Genomic DNA, 18,746 nt, shown 5'->3' with positions numbered 1-18,746 from the left:
CGTTTTGATTAATCGAGGTCAGGAATTTGAGTTAATTTGGCGTCTGCCCATAGGTGCTCCAGATTGTAGAATTCCCTTGTTTCAGGCAGGAAGACATGCACCAATATGTCCGAGTAGTCCATAGCTACCCATTCGGCATTGCGCAGCCCGTCTACGGCAAAGGGCTTGGTATCGGCACCCTTGCGTGTGAAGTCCCTGATGGATTCTACAATGGCTGTCACTTGGCTGGGAGAGTTTCCTTGGCAGATGACGAAATAATTGCATATTGTATCGTCGATTTTTGTCAGATCTGCGATGACGATTTTTTTTCCTTTTTTATCTTGAATACCTTCTGTTATCTGTTGAATCAGTTTCTTCGTTTCGTTCATTATACATTATTATATTAAAACAGTTGACAAATATACGTTGATTTCTCATATCAAACACGCAAAAGAGGAAAACTCTTTCAATTTTTGATTTTTTTTAGTTATATAATCCTTTGGATTACGGTATCTTATCAGTTTTTTGCGAAAAAAACACTCGTTTTTGTTTTGATTTATAGAAATCTTTGTATCTTTGCAACCGCAAAACGGAAATAATAACAATTGGGCTATGGTGTAATGGTAACACTACAGATTCTGGTCCTGTCATTCCTGGTTCGAATCCAGGTAGCCCAACGAACTCTTATTTAAGTCAAAAAACCACTAAAATCGCAAGTTTTAGTGGTTTTTTGTTGCTTTTCGACCATGTACGAAAATTTCAGTGTAGGCATTCGGTGGCAAATTCAGTGACAAGGCTTCTGTAAGCCGGAAATATTCTGTAAATTTGTAGCATTTCAACATTAAAGCAGAATTTTATGGCAAAAGAATTAGCACTGAAGTACGGCTGTAACCCTAACCAGAAGCCGGCTCGCATTTTCATGCAGGAGGGGGAGTTACCTATTGAGGTTTTGAATGGACGTCCGGGGTATATTAATTTTATGGATGCCTTGAATGGATGGCAGTTGGTAAAGGAACTGAAAGAGGCGACCGGTATGCCTGCTGCAACTTCATTCAAGCACGTCAGTCCGGCGGGTGCCGCCATCGGCTTGGAACTCAACGAGACAATGAAGAAGATTTATTTTGTGGATAATCTTCCGCTCTCTCCGCTTGCTTGCGCATATGTGCGTGCCCGCGGTGCCGACCGTATGTCTTCCTATGGTGACTTTATCGCTTTGAGTGATGTGTGCGACGTGGCTACTGCACGTTTTATTAACCGCGAGGTCTCGGATGGCGTTATTGCTCCGGGGTATACGGACGAAGCACTGGCTATCTTGAGGGAAAAGCGTAAAGGAACTTACAATGTGATTCAGATAAGTCCCGGCTATAAGCCTGCCCCGATTGAACATAAGGATGTCTTTGGTATCACGTTTGAGCAGGGACGTAATGAGATAAAGCTGAATGGAGATGAACTCTTTGCGAATATTCCTACTCGGAATAAGAATTTCCCGGAAGCAGCGAAACGTGATTTGATGATAGCCCTTATCACTTTGAAATATACGCAGTCGAATTCTGTATGCTATGTGAAGGACGGTCAGGCTATCGGTATTGGTGCCGGCCAGCAGAGCCGTATCCACTGTACTCGCTTGGCGGGCAACAAGGCCGACATTTGGTATTTACGCCAGCATCCGAAGGTGTTGAATTTGCCATGGGTAGAGAAAATCCGCCGTGCCGACCGTGATAATACGATTGATGTCTATATCAGTGAAGACCATGACGATGTGCTGGCTAACGGTGTTTGGCAGCAGTTCTTTACGGAGAAACCTGAAGTGCTGACCCGTGAAGAAAAACGGGCTTGGTTGGATACATTGAAAGGTGTTTCTTTGGGTTCGGATGCATTCTTCCCTTTTGGAGACAATATTGAGCGTGCCCATAAGAGTGGAGTAGATTACATTGCCCAAGCGGGTGGTTCTGTACGCGATGACCATGTGATTGAAACTTGCGATAAATATGGCATTGCCATGTCGTTCACGGGTATCCGTCTGTTCCATCATTGATAAGGGGTATAAAAGTAGGCCCGCCCCCACAGCTGCATAGCTGTAGGGGCGGGTTCCTTTTTTATTAAGTCTTATCTTGTTACGTTATCCTTGGTTTTTGATGTTCTCGTCCACCACTTTTATCTTTTCTTTCACAAGCTCGATGTCTGCTTTCAGCTTTTCCACCTTGCGGTTGATTTCTGTCAGCAGACTATTTCCCTTCTTGGAAGAAGTGGTCAGGAAGCCGAGATTGTTTTCATATGTCTGGAGCTCGTTCTTCATATTGTCGAAGGCACGTACCAGCTTCTCACGTTCCCGGTAAAGGGCTTGTGGACTACCTTCCTGAATGGAGCTGATAGTCGACTTGAAATTGCTTAGCTTCTTGTTGGAGGCACTGATGTTGAAGCGTTCAAACAATTTGTCTATCTGACTATGGTATTGCTTATAGATTCGGTCTTTCTCTTTGAAAGGTACATGTCCTACGCCGTTCCACTCTTTCATGAGGTCGCGTACCAATTGGGTAGCTCCCTCCGTATCCATTTGGTCATCAATAGCATTCAGTTTCTCGATGATGTTTTTTTTCTTTTCCAGATTTTCCTGCTCTACGCTGCGCTGTGAAGAAGTGGCTTTGTTCTTTTGTTCGAAGAAGTAGTCACAAGCGGAGATGAAACGTTTCCATACGGCATCCGAATATTTCTTTGCTACCGGACCGATGGTTTTCCATTCTTTCTGAAGTTTGGTCAGTTCATCGGCAGTTACTTTCCAGTCGGTACTGTCCTTAAGAGCTTCTGCTTTTTCGCACAAGGCACGCTTCTTTTCCAGGTTTTCGTTCATACCTTCCTTCAGGGTCTTGAAGAACTCTCCCTTTTTACGGAAGAACTCGTCGCACGCTTTGCGGAAACGTTCGAAAATCTTCACGTTCATTTTTTGCGGAGCGAAACCGATGGTCTTCCATTTGTTTTGAAGTGCGATGACTTCTTGCGTTTTGCTCTCCCAAGAAGCAAAGTTTGTCAGTTCTTTGTAGTCGATGGCTTCTATGATTTCGCAAATTACGGTCTTTTGGTCAAGATTGTGTTGTTCCACTTCCTTCAACGCTTCGAAATGTTGCTGGTGACGTCGATTTACGGTTGTAGAGGCAGCTTTGAAACGTGCCCAGATTTCGTCGCGTAGTTCCTTGGCTACCGGCCCTGTATCACGAAATTCTTGATGTAGCTTCTGTAACTGATGGAAAGCTGAAACTACATCCGCTTCATCCGCCAGCTTTTCGGCAGCTTCACAGAGATGTGTCTTGATTTCCAAATTCTTCTTGAAATCGTATTCGCGGAATTCATTGTTCAGTTTCAGAAGGTCATAGAATTTCTCAACATACAATTGGTAGTTTTTCCAAAGCTCGTTGACCTTAGCTTGCGGAACGAGTTTAACTTCGTTCCATTGCTGCTGTAGTTTCTTGAACTCCGTATAGCTCTTGTTGGCGTCATCTGGAGATTCAACCAGCTCCTTCAGCTCTTCGATGATGGAAAGCTTTACCTGCAGGTTCATTTCCTTCTGCTTCTCCAGTTCGGCTGTGAGTGCGCTTCTTTTTTCTTTGATGACGGACATGATATTCTTGAACTCTTCTTCCACACTGTCTGTTTGTGGAACAAAGTTCTCCGCGGCGCCTCCGTTTTCAATGAACAGTTTTCTGGCCGCTTCCTGCTCAGCATTGTGCAGCTTGTAGAAAGATTGCTTCAAACCGTCTATTTCAGGTTTTGCCACGTTCTCCACGTCTGCAACCACCTCTTTGAGTTTGGCAAGTATTTCCTCTTTCGTGAGCTTCTGAACTGGCTCTACCGGCTTTTCCGAAACGATTTCTTCAGCGGGAGTTTCTGTTGTTGCCGGTTCAGAAACCTCTGCTGTCTTCTTTTCTTCTTCTAATTCCACCGGCTTTTCGGGGAGATTAGTGTCATGAGTGTCCGTCATTGTATTTACTTTTTTAGAAACGGGTTCCTCCCGTTCGGGTTACATTAGGCTACAAATTAATGAAATAAAATGATTACTTCATACAATTTGCCTTGATTTTTTTCTATTTTCTTGTTTTTATGACAGTAAGACAGTGATACCCATGTACAGCATCATGCCTATAATGTCATTGGTAATGGAGATAAACGGGCCGGTGGCAATGGCCGGGTCAACCTTCAGTTTCTCTAAAGTCATGGGGACTAGCGTTCCGAAGATGGAGGCGAACATGACGACTGCAAAGAGGCTGATGGAGACGGAATAAGTGACCGTAGCCGTAGCTCCGAACCGGATAAAATTATAGATGTATACCAGCAGGGAGATGATGGTGGCATTGATGACCGCCACTACTGCTTCCTTGGCTACCTGCTTGAAGGTGTCTTTGGCATCCAGTGAGCTGTTGGCAAGGCCTTGCACGATGATGGCAGACGACTGGGTTCCCACGTTTCCCCCCGTACCACCAATCAACGGAATATAAAGGGCCATTTCCGGATGGGCGGCGAAAGTCGTGTCGAAGTTACCCAATATCATGGAGTTGCCTATACCGCCTAACATACCGATAAGTAACCATGGAAGGCGGGCAGAAGTCTGGCGCATGACATTATCGTCCGTTTCTACATCTTGGGACAAACCGGATGCCAACTGGTAATCACGTTCCGACTGTTCGCGGACTTCGTCCATGACGTCGTCTACGGTAATCTGGCCTACCAGACGCCCGATACTGTCTACAACAGGAGCTGCCACCAAGTCATACTTTTCGATGATTTGTACCACTTCGTCAATGGGGGTATCTACATGGACGGAGATAGGATCTTTCCGCATCACATGCTTTACCTTGGAGACAGAAGGGGAAGTTATCATTTTCTTCAATGGGAATACCCCTTGCAGACGGTCTTCGTCGTCGATGACGTATACGTAGTAAATTTCATCCAGCTTTTCAGCTTGCAGGCGCATTTCCTTCAGGCACTCCGGCATACTCCAGTTTTCATTGACAGTCACCATTTCCGTACCCATCAAACCACCGGCAGTGTCTTCATCATATTTCAGCAGGTCAACGATGTCACCGGCTTGTTCTATATCTTCGATGTGCGAAAGTATTTCCTCCTGCTTGTCTTCATCGAGTTCGCGCATCAGGTCTACGGCATCGTCCGTGTCCATATAATCCACGAAACGCTTGGCAATGGTCTCCGAAGGAAGAAGTTCCAGGAATTCTTTCCGGATGTCTTCGTCCATTTCAACCAGTACGTCCGCTGCCGTTTCGTTGTCAAGGAGGCGGTAAACGAAGCGGGCTTCCTCCAAGCCGAGGTCATTACACAGTTCTGCAATATCCGCCGGGTGAAGGTCGGTCAAAAGTGTTTTGACGTTTTCCGCGTCTTTCTGTTCTATCAGGCTTTTGACTTTGTCTATGTATTCTTCGTCTATTTCCATGATTGTTCGTGTTTAATCACTAACCATTAATCATTAATCGTTCTCAATGCCTGTTCCACTTGGTTGGTCAGCTGAATAAATTCCTGTACGGACAGTTGTTCCGGGCGTTTATTAAATAATACGTCTTCCGTCAGTGGACAGTCTTTGCCGAGTATCGGTTTTATGGAGTTCCGCAGAGTCTTGCGTCGTTGGTTGAACGTGGTTTTCACTACTTGCTTGAACAATTTCTCGTCGCAGCCTAAATCGTGCGTTTCATTGCGCATCATGCAGATGACGGCACTTTTAACTTTGGGGGGCGGGTTGAAGACATGTTCGTGTACCGTAAACAAGTACTCCACTTTGTACCATGCTTGTATCAGTACACTTAGGATTCCGTATGTCTTGCTGCCCGGCCCGGCGGCTATGCGCTCGGCTACTTCCTTTTGTATCATACCCGTACAGCAGGGAATCAGATCCTTATATTCCAGCATTTTGAAGAATATCTGGCTGGAGATATTATAAGGATAGTTTCCCGTCAGCACAAAAGGTTGCCCGCCAAACAATCGTTGCAGATTCATTTTGAGGAAGTCGTCCTCAATGATGTTGTCTTCCAGTTGCGGATAGGCTTCCCGTAGGTAGGCCACTGACTCGTAGTCCAGTTCTACTACTTTGACGTTGCGTTCTTTGGGCAGAAGAAACTGGGTCAGCACTCCCATTCCCGGACCAACTTCGAGGATGGGAATTTCGGGACAGACATCTACCGTGTCGGCAATGTCTTGTGCCACTTTCAGGTCTTTCAGGAAGTGTTGCCCGAGAAACTTTTTAGGTTTAACTACTCTCATGTATCAACTAAATCATTACTTTTGCTCCGTAAACGTAGGCTGTAACGTGAACAACAACCTATCTTTACACGGAGCAAAGGTAGTTCTTTTCAATGAAGAATGAAGAATGAAGAATGAAGAATTTGGGAATATCGTATGAATAAGCTGCTAAAAAAGACGTTGAAAATCATCTTACCCATTTTATTGGGTGGTTTTATCTTCTATTGGGTATATCGTGATTTTGACTTTTCAAAGGCAGAAGAAGTTCTACTTCATCAGACGAACTGGTGGTGGATGTTGTTGTCCTTGTTCTTCGGTGTGATGAGCCATGTGTTGCGAGGCTGGCGTTGGAAGCAGACTTTGGAGCCTCTGGATGCTCATCCCAAAACAAGCGATTGCGTCGATGCCATTTTCGTATCTTATGCCACCAATCTGGTACTGCCTCGTGTGGGAGAGGTTTCACGTTGTGGAGTACTTGCCAAATATGATAATGTTTCCTTTGCGAAGTCCTTGGGGACGGTGGTGACAGAGCGGTTGGTAGATACGCTTTGCATTCTGCTGATTACGGGGATTACTTTTTTGGTGCAGATGCCCGTTTTTTTCCGTTTTTTTGAGGAGACGGGCACCAAGATTCCATCACTGATGCATCTTGTGACTTCTCCTTGGTTTTATGTGGCTCTTTTTTCTATTATTGGTGTTCTGGTACTTCTCTATTTTCTGTTGCGTATGCTCTCTTTTTTTGAAAAGGTGAAGGGGGTAGTCTTGAATATATGGGAAGGTGTGATGTCGCTTAAGAATGTGAAGAATGTGCCTTTGTTTGTTCTTTACACTTTACTTATTTGGCTATGCTATTTTTATCATTTCTATATAACTTTCTATTGCTTCCAGTTTACAGAGCACCTTAGTTTCCTTGCCGGAATGGTGATGTTTGTCGGAGGAACGTTTGCAGTCATTGTTCCTACGCCCAACGGGGCAGGTCCCTGGCACTTTGCTGTCATCACTATGATGATGCTTTATGGGGTAAATGCTACGGATGCGGGTATCTTTGCGCTGATAGTGCATGGCATACAGACGTTGCTGGTGATAGTGCTGGGCATCTACGGGTCGTTGCACCTGGTGTTGGCGAATAGGACAAAGAAATAGACGTTTCTTGTGGTGGGTTCCTATATTGTTATTTCTTATGTTAGAGGACAGAAACAGTTATTTATAGAGAACCACTGTAGTACTCCTTTAAAAGTACTGTAATACTTCTTTGCAATAACTTCGGCATTTCCTTATATGTACTGGAGTCGTAAAGGTTGTTGGAAGATTGGTTTCTTTAAACGATATTGTTGCTTGTATATGGAAGCGGGAGAAATTCCTAAATGATGTAAAAGCCATATTTAAGATAGCCGATGATTTAGTACTTTAGAAAAATCCCGGTTTATTGTACTTTCCGAGAATAAACCGTTATATTTGCGAAAACTAACTTTTTAGAATTATGAGTACAATCTTACAGTTAGCTCCACAGAATGTATGGAAGCACTTTTATTCACTGACCCAGATTCCCCGTCCGTCAGGACATATGGAGAAGATTACCAAATTCCTTATTGATTTTGGAAAAGGCTTGGGGTTGGAATCATTTGTCGACGAGGTCGGCAATGTTATTATTCGTAAGCCTGCCACTCCGGGTATGGAAAACCGCAAGGGCGTCATCCTTCAGGCGCATATGGACATGGTGCCCCAGAAGAACAACGATACTATCCACGATTTTACAACAGATCCCATTGAAACCTATGTTGACGGTGATTGGGTGAAAGCCAAAGGAACCACGCTGGGGGCAGATAATGGTTTGGGAGTGGCTGCCATTATGGCGGTACTTGAAGATAATAACTTGAAGCATGGTCCATTGGAAGCTCTGATTACTAAGGATGAAGAAACGGGAATGTATGGTGCATTCGGCTTGAAACCGGGAACTATGCAAGGGGAAATTCTGCTGAACCTTGACTCTGAGGACGAAGGAGAACTCTATATCGGCTGTGCCGGTGGTCTTGATATTACTGCTACTTTGGAATATAAGGAGGAGATGCCTATGGTCGATTTCGTTGCTCGTAAAATTACGTTGAAAGGTTTGCGTGGCGGTCATTCCGGTTTGGAAATCAATGAAGGGCGCGGTAATGCCAATAAATTGCTGGCACACATCGTACATGATTTGCTGATTGAGTTTGACTCCCAGCTGGCAAGTTTTGAAGGTGGTAATATGCGTAATGCTATCCCCCGCGAAGCACATGCGGTATTGGTGTTCAATCCTGAGGATATGGACGGTTTGGAAGATTATATGAAGGAATACGAGACACAACTGAATGACGAATATGCTCCGATTGAAAGTGGTATTACCCTGAGTGTAGAAGAGGTGACTCTACCCGCTGCCGTTGTTCCCTCAGAAATCCAGGATAATATGATTAACGTGTTGATGGCTTGCCAGAATGGTGTGATGCGTATGATTCCTACTGTTCCCGATACTGTAGAAACCTCCTCTAATTTGGCTATCGTAATCATTGCAGATGGTAAGGCCGAAGTTCGTATTTTGGCGCGTAGTTCTTGCGATACGATGAAGGATTTCCTGGCAGACAGCCTGACAGCTTGTTTCGCTATGGCAGGTATGAAGGTGGAGTTGAGTGGTGGCTATTCCGGATGGCAACCCAATGTGGATTCTCCCATACTGCATGCCATGAAGCTGTCCTATAAGCAGCAGTTTGGTGTGGAACCTGCCGTGAAGGTTATTCACGCAGGTCTGGAATGCGGTATTATTGGTGCCAATTGTCCAGGACTCGATATGATTTCTTTCGGTCCCACTTTGCGTTCTCCGCATTCACCGGACGAGCGTGCGTTAATTCCTACTGTTTCCAAGTTCTATGATTTCTTGGTGGCTACATTGGAGCAGACTCCTGAAAAGTAGAGAATACTTTGTGTAATGAATAGGGGCAGGGTGCTTTATTAAGTATCCTGCCTTTTTTGTCTGTGACAGTTTGTCCTCTTTCTGCCAGAATGTCCCAGACTTATTACAATGGTATGTCAATATCCTTGCACTTTCTCCCTAAAAATTGACCTAAGTCAAGAAATGTGTTATAAAACATGTTTTCTATCCGTTTTTTGCTTGTTGTCTTGAACAAAGGCTCTATTTTTGTGTTGTAAAACATGAAAACAATAGAAAACTAGTAGATTTTTTAAGGATAACAAGATTGATTTTAGGAGGATAACAAAATGAAAATGTTAAAGAGTTTTTTTAAGCATGTCGGCGAAGCCGATAAGAACATTTGGGGTTACGTAATGCTTTAAGCATTCCCCCCCTTTCGTGAAGTATTGAATTTTAGTTTTCAGGTATTAGTTTAATTTTTTAAGATTATGAAAAAGAAGATTGCAAATTCATTTAAGCACATTCTTGCCGCAGCTGGTAAGAATTGGATGGAGGCAATGAGATATTATAGCCTCCAAATGTGAGTACACTAACATTTAAGTATAGCACAAGGGATATGTTTGCAAACATATCCCTTGTTTTTTTGTAGGAGTAGAATAAGATTTTTTATGTCCAAAAGTACATTTGTTTGAACTTTATTCACTTCCTTTGTTATTAATACAAAGACTAACAAACGAATAATTATGAGAGTAATTCAAAGAATTTGTAGCATATTGTTGCTGCTGGTTACATTTGGGGCTTCGGCATTGTATGCGCAGACGTACGATAAGTTGTGGAAGCAGGTGGAGCAGGCTCAAAAGAAAAGCCTGCCTCAAACAGTGATAAAACTGGCTGATGAAATCTATCGGAAAGGTCGGCAAGAGCAGAATGCTCCGCAAATGTTGAAAGCCTACATTTGTAGGGAGACTTATCAAGAGGGGCTGACTCCGGACAGCCTTTACTCCAGTCTGAAATATATGGAATCTTGGGCACAATCGGAGAGGAATCCGGTGAACAAGGCTATTCTACACTCTTTGTTGGCATATGAATATGCTGACTTGATGCGGAAGAATCGCCGTGTCTTGCTGTCACGTACTTTACTGACTGTTGACGAGGTTCCAGAAGATATCCGTGAGTGGAGTATCAGCCAGTTTGTGGATAAAATAGATAGGTGTAACCGTGCATCCTTGCAGGATTCCATCCGCTTGCTCAATACATCTGCAGAACAATATGTGCCTTTTGTGGTGTTGGAAGACGGTAGCCGGTTCTATGGGCACGATATGTACCATCTATTGGTAAGCCGTGCTGTTGATGCTTATCGGCAGCTGGATGGTTTCAGCGTGGATTCTTTGGTACAGACCCGTATCGAAAGGATTTATCTGGATATGATGAATGCTTATCGCCATCGTGCTGGTTCGGAAGATGCTATGTTGCTCTGTTCTCTTGATTATTGGAACTGGAAGTTGACCGGTGGTATCAGCCAGCAGCCTTATCCTACTTTCCGAATGCGTCAGGAAAAGGCTAATCGGGAATATCTTGAGGTTTTGAATAAATTGATAAAGGAATACGGTTCACGAGAGGTTTGTGCCGAGGTTTACATTCATAAAGCCAACCACCTGCGCCGTTTGGAACCGAAACGCGCTGATGAGGCTCTAAAAGTCTGTGAAGAAGGCTTGAAGCGCTATCCTGCGTATAAGCGTATCAATGAGTTGAAAAATATCCGTGAACAGATTTTACAGCCTGAACTCATTCTGACTATGAATGAAAGCGGTTATCCCGGCGATTCGGTGAATATGAGGCTGCATTATCGTAATGTCGAGGGCTTCACTCTCAACTTATATACCACTACTTTAAGTGAAGTACCTTGGATGGACCATGGTATAAATAAAGATACTTATAGAAAGTATGCCCGGAAGTTTTCTTCCACGCATTTTGGCTTAAAGCCGTTGCCAGGCAAGGATAAATTGCCTGAAGATGTCCCTTATCTTGCCTCGGACACTGTATTTAAGTTCATGATTCCTCGGGAAACGGGAGTCTATATTCTTCAAATAGTACCTGATACTGAAACGGCCCGTACAGATGATAAATTTCTGGTATCTACCCGCTTCAAGGTACTGACATTGGATTTGGGTGACAACCGTATGGAAGTGGCTACATTGGATGCCCGTAGTGGACAGCCGATTGCTGGTGCCAAGGTGAGTTTCTACTCTTCTTATGATGAGAAGAATAGAAAAGCGATGGCAGAGGTACTGACTGATGCCGGGGGGGAAGCTGTATTACCCTGGCAGAGTGAAATCCGAAGTTATGTGGCGCGTAAAGGCAGAGACACAGCCATGATGCCGCAGAACGTTTATATGAATCATCCTTATTACGGTATTAAGGATACAGATTGGAGGCAGATGGCATTGCTGACAGACCGTTCGCTTTATCGTCCCGGGCAGACCGTTCATGTAAAAGGGATAGCTTACAAGCAGAATAGTGATAGCGCCCAGGTACTACAAGGAGTTGATTATGAGCTTGTCTTGTTGGATGCCAACCGCAAGGAACTTGCCACCAGGAAGGGGCGGACCAATGATTTCGGCTCTTTTGCTACGGAGTTTGTACTTCCGGCAGCTTGCCTGAATGGCATGTTCAGCATACGAACCAAAGAGCCTCAATCTACCGTCACTTTTAGGGTAGAGGAGTACAAGCGACCTACGTTCGAGATTGCCTTCACTCCGGTTTCGGAAGCTTATCGGCTGGGTGACAAGGTTGTGTTGAAAGGAAATGTCAAGGCCTTCAATGGCATGATGGTGCAGGATGTGCCATTGGCATATACGGTGACTCGCCGGAATCCGAGACCTGGTTATTGGAGCAATGCTGATAAACCATTATTGTCTGACACCATACAATTGGATACCAACGGGGATTTTTCCATACCCTTGACTTTGGAAGCTCCGGCTGTAGATACAGACGGGTATGGGAGTGTGTATACTTATCATGTGAAGGCGGTGGTGACGGATGAGGCCGGTGAAACGCAATCCGCTTCGTATAACTTGTTGGCAGGTCCTAAGGCTTATTCCTTTGATATTCGCTTGCCTCAATATGTTTGTAAGGAAGACAGTATGCTTTTCACTTTTGGAGTGAATAATGTAATGAATATTCCTCAGCACATTGAAGGTTCCTATTGCCTTTATCCATTTGCAGAACAAAATGGGGCAAGGAATATTGCAGGTTCTGAACCTTTGGATGATGTTGTATTGGAGGGTACCTTCACAGCCAATCGGCTCCAGGATTTTTCGGCTTGGAACAAGCTTCCTTCAGGTAACTATCGCTTGAAACTTTCTGTACGTGATAGTTTGGGACGTGAAGAGAATAACGGGGCATATGGCAGTGACAGTTTCATGCTCTTTTCAAAGAGTGACAAGCGTCCGGCTGCGTTTACAGATTTCTTTTATTATAAAGAAAATGAGGAATTTGATGTACAGTACCCTGCCGCTTTTCTTTTGGGGACTTCTTATCGGGATGCATATGTGCTGATGGATGTCTTTTGTGACAGAAAACGCATTGAAAGCCGTGTGTTGCAGTTGAATGATACTATTATTCGTATGGAATTCCCTTATAAGGAAGCATATGGCAAGGGAATCACCATTCTTTTCAGTTTTGTGAAAGCTGGAGAGATGTACAGTCATCAGGTTGAACTGAAGAAGCGGGAGCCGGAACGTGCTCTCGACATGAAATGGGAAGTGTTCCGTGACCGTTTGCGTCCCGGACAGGAAGAAGAGTGGAAGCTCGTCATAAAGACGCCTCAAGGTATGCCTGCTGCGGCTGAGATGTTGGCTACGATGTACGACGCTTCACTGGATAAGATTTATAAGAGTAACCAGATACTACGGGTTTTCTATCCGGATAATCTGTATGGGGCATTCCGTGGTGCGAGCCGTTATAATAGCAATTACTTCTCCGTTTGTTTCCCGTTGAAGGCTTGGAGGGTTCCGGTGTGGTCGTTTGACTACTTCTGTTCTCCTTATATGGATGGGAGGATGCGGATAGTGATGGTAGAAGACAATGCGCTTTTGGAAGAAGTAAGTGTTGTGGGGTATGGGACTACCCGGAATAGCTCTTTGACCGGTAATCTTAGAATACGTGGTGCCAACCAGCCGATGTTTGCTGCCAAAGAAGACTCCGGGAATGCTGTTGAAGTGAAATATGTTCCTGCACAAGTAGCGGAAGACGCGGTGGAAGATGTTGTTTTTGAATCGGAAACGATACCGGTTGGCGAGGCCTTGCAACCTATTGAGGGGCTTCGCACCAACTTTGCCGAAACAGCCTTTTTTTATCCTCAACTTCGTACAAACGAACAAGGGGAGCTTGCGTTTTCTTTTACGATGCCGCAGAGCTTGACTTGTTGGAATTTCCGTGGTTACTCACATACTAAGGATATGCTGACTGGGATGTTGGATGCTTCCGTTGTAACTGCCAAGGAGTTTATGCTGACTCCGAATATGCCTCGGTTTGTCCGCGTTGGAGATAAAACGCAGATAGCCGGAACAATAGCCAATCTGACGGGTAAAGCGGTGAAAGGAACAGCAGTATTCACACTGTTCGACCCTATGACGGAGAAAGTTATTGCTACTCAACGTCAGAAATTCTTGGTAGAAGCAGGAAGAAATACTGCTGTCAACTTCCATTTCGAAGTGTCCGACCGCTATGATTTGCTTGGTATTCGTATGGTTGCCGATGGAGGTACGTTTAGCGATGGCGAGCAGCATCTGTTGCCCGTATTAAGTAATAAGGAGTATATTACAGAAACGCTTGCTATGCCTATCCGTGGCGAGGAAACCCGTACGTTCTCATTAGACAGCCTTTTCAACCGTAATAGCCGTACAGCGACAGACCGTCGTCTGACTGTAGAATTTACCGGGAATCCGGCTTGGTATGCTGTACAAGCGTTGCCGGCATTGAGCCTGCCTGCCAATGATAATGCCATTTCTTGGGCTACAGCTTGGTATGCCAATAGTCTGGCAGGCTTCATTGCCAACAGCCAGCCCCGCATTAAGACTGTATTTGACAGTTGGAAGGCTGCCGGTGGCACGAAAGAAACCTTCCTCAGCCAGTTGGAGAAGAATCAGGATGTGAAGAATATCCTGCTCAGCGAGTCTCCGTGGGTACTGGAAGCTACTACTGAAGCCGAACAGCAGGCACGTATTGCCACGTTGTTTGATATCAACCAACTGAATAACCGCAATCTTTCCGCTTTTACCAAATTGAAAGAATTGCAGGGTGAAGACGGTGGATGGAGCTGGTATAAGGGAATGTCCGGTAGCCGCTATATAACTGGCTATATTACAGAATTACTTGTTCGTCTTCCTCTGCTGACGAAAAATGGACTGTCTGAAGAAGTTGCCGCCATGCGGCAGAAAGCTTTCGGCTATTTGAATCGGCAGGCTTTGGAAGAGTATCGCAATATCCGTAAAGCCGAAAAAAATGGCACCAGAATTACTGCCAACTCCGAATCGGCAATGACATATCTATATCTGATAGCCCTTAGCGGCGAACAAGTGCCGGCAGACAATCAAGCGGCTTACCGCTATTTCCTATCAAAAGTAGGTGCCAATCTTAAAGATGGAACCATGAGCAGCAAGGCGCAGTCTGCCATCATCCTGAAAGCAGTAGGGCGTACAGCCGAGGCGAATGAATTCATCGCTTCCCTCAAGGAACATCTGGTACAGACGGATGAACTGGGTGCATACTTTGCTTTCCAAGCAAATCCGTATAACTGGGGTATGCTGCCCATCCCTGCCCATGTGGAAGTAATGGAAGCCCTGCGTATGGCAGGTGGCAACGATGCTTTGGTGGAGGAAATGAAACTCTGGCTGCTGAAACAGAAGCAGACTACCAGTTGGAATTCTCCGGTTGCAACGGCTGATGCTGTTTATGCATTGCTTTGTCAAGGTACTAATCTGCTGGAAAGTCGGGGAGACGTACGTATCACGTTAGGTAACAAAGTTTTGGAAACATTGTCGCCTACAAAGACCATAATCCCGGGTTTGGGTTATGTCAAGGAAACCTTCGCTCAAGGAAGTCCGGAGCTGAAAGCTAAAACCGTCACCGTAGAGAAACGGGATGCAGGCATTGCCTGGGGAGCTGTTTATGCCCAGTATCTGTCACCCATATCTGATGTAAAGCAGCAGGGGGGTGAATTGAATGTAGAGAAGAAACTTTATGTAGAGCGTATATCGGCCGGTGGTAGCAAGTCCTTGCAACCGGTTACGGAAGGGACCGTATTATCCGTCGGTGATAAAATAGTGGCCCGTTTGACTATCCGCTTGGACCGTACTATGGATTTTGTTCAGTTGAAAGACCAGCGGGGTGCCTGCTTTGAACCTATAGGCTCGCTTTCCGGTTATCGTTGGAGTAATGGCCTCGGTTATTATGCAGAAGTGGAAGATGCCGCAACCAATTTCTTCTTCGACCATTTGGGCAAAGGCGTTTATGTCTTAGAGCACAGTTATCGCATAGCCCGTGGCGGAACATACGAAACGGGGCTGGCCACGATACAGTGTGCGTATGCTCCGGAGTATGCTTCGCATTCGGCGGGAGGGATAATTGTAATAAAGTAACAATAGAGTATGGAGCGGAGCGCAATTTGTACAAATTGCGCTCCGCTATTTTAGGTACTCTCGCTAAAAACACCTATTTTTGTCCGACTAATATTGAATGAGAGTGGCAGAATTAGGAAATCTTGATATTAAGAAAAATAGATGAAGCGGATATTGATAACTTTATATGTGCTTGCAAGTGTGGTATTGACTGCTGTAGCGCAAGCTCGTTTTACCTCGAATACAGAGATGTACAGTTTCGGCCAGATAGAATGGAAGCATCCCGTGACTGTGCAATATACCATCACCAATACGGGTGACCAGCCTTTAGTGCTTACAGAAGTAGAGCCGGATTGCGCCTGCTCTGTGGCCCAGTGGACAAAAACGCCTATTGCTCCGGGGGCAAAAGGAACAGTAAATGTGACTTTTGACGCCAAGGCATTGGGACATTTCCAGAAATCCGTGGCTATTTACAGCAATGCGCAACCCAATCTGGTCTATTTGAAGTTCAATGGTGAAGTAGTACAGGAAATCAAGGACTTTACCAAGACGCATCCCTATCTTATCGGTCAGATACGTATTGACAAGAACAGCCTTGACTTCCCCGATATTCAGCATGGTGAGCAGCCGGTGATTCATATCGGCGTGGTCAATCTTTCCGACCGTCCTTATGAACCGGTACTGATGCATCTGCCCCCTTATTTGCAGACAAAAGTAGAACCTAACGTGCTGCAAAAGGGAGAAAAAGGAGTGATTACACTTACATTGAATTCGGAAAGACTGACTGACCTCGGACTGACTCAAGCGTCGGTCTATCTTTCTCGCTTCTCCGGTGACAAGGTGGGCGATGAAAACGAAATTCCCGTTTCTGCCATTCTTTTACCGGATTTCTCCGGAATGACGGAAGTGGAGAAGGCAAATGCTCCTGTCATCAGCCTTTCTACCAAAGAAGTTGATATGAGTGCGATATTGGCCAAGAAGTCAAAAGCACGTCAAGATATTACCATTACCAATACCGGGCGTTCTCCTTTACAGATAAACAAGCTCCAGGTATTCCACCCGGCAGTGGGAGTTAACCTCAAGAAGAGTGTATTGCAACCCGGTGAAAGCACTCGCCTGCGGGTAACGGTAGTGAAGAAGAATATAGGCAAGAAGCGCCGTCATCTGCGTCTGCTGATGATTACCAATGACCCGATGCAGCCGAAAGTTGAAATCAACATTAAAGCAAAACAATAAGAAGTCGTAAAGTCCTTCATAACTCATAACTTATAACTCACAAATAGCCATGGAACATCCCGAAAATAATGAAGCATATAAAGGCTTGGTTGTCAATGCAGGCATTGAGCAACCTTCATCGGTCAATCCTTACTTGAAGAACCGTCCCAGGCGGAAGAAACGCGAGCTTTCCGTATCAGACTATGTGGAGGGTATAGTGAAAGGTGATGTTACGGTACTCAGCCAGGCTGTAACACTGGTGGAAAGTGTGAAACCGGAGCACCAGGCTGTGGCGCAGGAGGTGATAGAGAAGTGTTTGCCCTATTCGGGCAACTCCGTCCGTGTGGGTATCAGTGGTGTGCCCGGTGCCGGTAAAAGTACCTCTATTGATGTATTTGGCTTGCATGTACTGGAGGAACACGGCGGCAAGTTGGCCGTTCTTGCCATTGACCCGAGCAGTGAACGCAGCAAAGGCAGTATTCTCGGTGATAAGACGCGTATGGAGAAGCTCTCCGTTCATCCCAAGTCCTTTATACGTCCCAGTCCCTCTGCCGGTTCGCTGGGTGGCGTGGCACGCAAGACGCGTGAAACGATTGTGCTTTGTGAGGCTGCCGGTTTCGACAAGATATTTGTAGAGACGGTAGGGGTGGGGCAGAGTGAGACTGCCGTACATTCTATGGTAGACTTCTTCCTGCTGATACAGCTGGCGGGTACGGGCGATGAGTTGCAAGGCATCAAACGCGGCATCATGGAAATGGCCGATGGCATTGTTATTAATAAGGCTGATGGCGACAATCTGGAGCGGGCCAGACTGGCAGCAACGCAGTTCCGTAATGCGCTGCACCTCTTCCCGGCTCCGGAGAGCGGTTGGACACCCCAAGTGCTGACTTATTCCGGTTTCTATAATCTTGGTGTAAAAGAAGTGTGGGATATGGTCTATAAATACATTGACTTTGTGAAAGATAACGGCTATTTTGAATACCGCCGCAATGAGCAAAGCAAATACTGGATGTACGAGACCATTAACGAACAGCTGCGCGACAGCTTCTACCACAATCCGCAGATTGAAGCGATGCTGACTGGCAAGGAAAAACAAGTGCTACAGGGCAACTTGACTTCTTTTGTGGCTGCCAAGAACTTGCTGGACACCTATTTTGCAGAACTGAAGAAATAGGGGCATATCCCTTTCTCTATATCGATGACTAAGGAAAACAACATGGAAGTGGCGCGGCGGTTTACCCGCCGCCTTCATGAACTCCCTTCTGAGGAGCTGGAGCTCATTGCCGGTTTGTTTGTACGCCGTGAGGTGCACAAAGGAGAACTGTTGATTAGTGAAAAAGATATAGCCAGGGATATTGTTTTTGTAGAGAAAGGACTGCTTCGCCAGTTCTATTTCAAAGAAGGCCGGGACATTACAGAGAACTTTGCCTGCGACGGTGACGGCGCTATGTGTATCGTCAGCCTTTTCACCGGACGCCGTAATTGCCTTCAGCTGGAATCCTTGGAGGAAGGCGTCATCTGGAGCATTTCGTATGCAGGACTGGTCGAACTCTCTGAGCGTTATCTGCATATAGCCCGTCTGCTTCGCCATTTATTGGAGGGGTCTTTAATGCTTTCCCAATATAAAGCAGACTCTTGGCGTTTCGAAACCTCACGCGAGCGGTATGCGCGCTTCGTCAGGGATTATCCGGAGATAGCCCGGCGTGCCTCAGTCAACCACATAGCATCTTATCTGTTAATGACTCCCGAGTCTCTGAGCCGGGTACGTGCCGGAGTACTGTGACGGTGGAACGGCTGTT

At 45.5% G+C, this 18,746-nt stretch carries 11 protein-coding genes and 1 tRNA gene; 8 read left to right on the top strand and 4 right to left on the bottom strand.

Annotated features, from left to right (window positions below; translation table 11 throughout):
- Positions 1 to 8 precede the first annotated feature (8 nt).
- Positions 9 to 368: a ribosome silencing factor gene (rsfS, locus tag DW896_RS07605; protein WP_005824036.1), complete on the bottom strand. Its 360-nt coding sequence runs from the start codon at positions 366 to 368 to the stop codon at positions 9 to 11.
- 217 nt (positions 369 to 585) lie between these two features.
- Here rsfS and DW896_RS07600 point away from each other — a divergent pair.
- A tRNA-Gln gene (locus DW896_RS07600) sits at positions 586 to 656 on the top strand.
- Positions 657 to 835: 179 nt separating this feature from the next.
- Positions 836 to 2,014: a phosphoribosylaminoimidazolecarboxamide formyltransferase gene (locus DW896_RS07595; RefSeq protein WP_119993087.1), complete on the top strand. Its 1,179-nt coding sequence runs from the start codon at positions 836 to 838 to the stop codon at positions 2,012 to 2,014.
- A gap of 84 nt (positions 2,015 to 2,098) precedes the next feature.
- Here DW896_RS07595 and DW896_RS07590 read toward each other — a convergent pair whose 3' ends face one another.
- From DW896_RS07590 to rsmA, 3 genes are all read right to left on the bottom strand, one after another.
- Positions 2,099 to 3,952 (bottom strand): DUF349 domain-containing protein, encoded by a 1,854-nt coding sequence (locus DW896_RS07590; protein WP_008665652.1) that lies wholly within the window; start codon positions 3,950 to 3,952, stop codon positions 2,099 to 2,101.
- A gap of 117 nt (positions 3,953 to 4,069) precedes the next feature.
- Positions 4,070 to 5,416, bottom strand: coding sequence for a magnesium transporter (gene mgtE / locus DW896_RS07585; RefSeq protein WP_165852480.1), 1,347 nt, complete (start codon positions 5,414 to 5,416; stop codon positions 4,070 to 4,072).
- Positions 5,417 to 5,442: 26 nt separating this feature from the next.
- Positions 5,443 to 6,237, bottom strand: a complete 795-nt coding sequence (gene rsmA, locus DW896_RS07580) for a 16S rRNA (adenine(1518)-N(6)/adenine(1519)-N(6))-dimethyltransferase RsmA (RefSeq protein ID WP_005824025.1) — start codon at positions 6,235 to 6,237, stop codon at positions 5,443 to 5,445.
- 135 nt (positions 6,238 to 6,372) lie between these two features.
- Between rsmA and DW896_RS07575 the strand changes: the two genes are divergently transcribed.
- From DW896_RS07575 to DW896_RS07550, 6 genes are all read left to right on the top strand, one after another.
- Complete coding sequence (locus DW896_RS07575; protein ID WP_119993084.1) at positions 6,373 to 7,359, top strand: lysylphosphatidylglycerol synthase transmembrane domain-containing protein; 987 nt, start codon at positions 6,373 to 6,375, stop codon at positions 7,357 to 7,359.
- A 337-nt stretch (positions 7,360 to 7,696) separates the two neighbouring features.
- Positions 7,697 to 9,154: an aminoacyl-histidine dipeptidase gene (locus DW896_RS07570; RefSeq protein ID WP_119993082.1), complete on the top strand. Its 1,458-nt coding sequence runs from the start codon at positions 7,697 to 7,699 to the stop codon at positions 9,152 to 9,154.
- A 701-nt stretch (positions 9,155 to 9,855) separates the two neighbouring features.
- Complete coding sequence (locus tag DW896_RS07565; RefSeq protein WP_119993080.1) at positions 9,856 to 15,753, top strand: alpha-2-macroglobulin family protein; 5,898 nt, start codon at positions 9,856 to 9,858, stop codon at positions 15,751 to 15,753.
- A gap of 141 nt (positions 15,754 to 15,894) precedes the next feature.
- Positions 15,895 to 16,968: a DUF1573 domain-containing protein gene (locus tag DW896_RS07560; protein ID WP_005835194.1), complete on the top strand. Its 1,074-nt coding sequence runs from the start codon at positions 15,895 to 15,897 to the stop codon at positions 16,966 to 16,968.
- Between the two features lie 49 nt (positions 16,969 to 17,017).
- Positions 17,018 to 18,121, top strand: a complete 1,104-nt coding sequence (gene meaB / locus DW896_RS07555) for a methylmalonyl Co-A mutase-associated GTPase MeaB (protein ID WP_005824008.1) — start codon at positions 17,018 to 17,020, stop codon at positions 18,119 to 18,121.
- Between the two features lie 24 nt (positions 18,122 to 18,145).
- Positions 18,146 to 18,730 carry a Crp/Fnr family transcriptional regulator gene (locus DW896_RS07550; RefSeq protein WP_005824006.1) on the top strand — a complete coding sequence of 195 codons (585 nt, stop codon included), beginning with the start codon at positions 18,146 to 18,148 and terminating at the stop codon, positions 18,728 to 18,730.
- The last annotated feature ends 16 nt before the right edge of the window (positions 18,731 to 18,746 follow it).

This window comes from Bacteroides sp. AM41-16 (assembly GCF_003603495.1).
In the GTDB taxonomy this organism is placed as follows: Bacteria; Bacteroidota; Bacteroidia; order Bacteroidales; family Bacteroidaceae; genus Bacteroides; species Bacteroides uniformis.
The sequence above is the reverse complement of the archived record's forward strand: the minus strand, read 5'-3'. Positions and strand labels throughout refer to the sequence as shown.

Bases quoted from the DNA above. Each gene is read 5' to 3' on its own strand.
- rsfS (WP_005824036.1), bottom strand. From the start codon at position 368: ATGAACGAAACGAAGAAACTGATTCAACAGATAACAGAAGGTATTCAA.
- DW896_RS07595 (WP_119993087.1), top strand. From the start codon at position 836: ATGGCAAAAGAATTAGCACTGAAGTACGGCTGTAACCCTAACCAGAAG.
- DW896_RS07590 (WP_008665652.1), bottom strand. From the start codon at position 3,952: ATGACGGACACTCATGACACTAATCTCCCCGAAAAGCCGGTGGAATTA.
- mgtE (WP_165852480.1), bottom strand. From the start codon at position 5,416: ATGGAAATAGACGAAGAATACATAGACAAAGTCAAAAGCCTGATAGAA.
- rsmA (WP_005824025.1), bottom strand. From the start codon at position 6,237: ATGAGAGTAGTTAAACCTAAAAAGTTTCTCGGGCAACACTTCCTGAAA.
- DW896_RS07575 (WP_119993084.1), top strand. From the start codon at position 6,373: ATGAATAAGCTGCTAAAAAAGACGTTGAAAATCATCTTACCCATTTTA.
- DW896_RS07570 (WP_119993082.1), top strand. From the start codon at position 7,697: ATGAGTACAATCTTACAGTTAGCTCCACAGAATGTATGGAAGCACTTT.
- DW896_RS07565 (WP_119993080.1), top strand. From the start codon at position 9,856: ATGAGAGTAATTCAAAGAATTTGTAGCATATTGTTGCTGCTGGTTACA.
- DW896_RS07560 (WP_005835194.1), top strand. From the start codon at position 15,895: ATGAAGCGGATATTGATAACTTTATATGTGCTTGCAAGTGTGGTATTG.
- meaB (WP_005824008.1), top strand. From the start codon at position 17,018: ATGGAACATCCCGAAAATAATGAAGCATATAAAGGCTTGGTTGTCAAT.
- DW896_RS07550 (WP_005824006.1), top strand. From the start codon at position 18,146: ATGACTAAGGAAAACAACATGGAAGTGGCGCGGCGGTTTACCCGCCGC.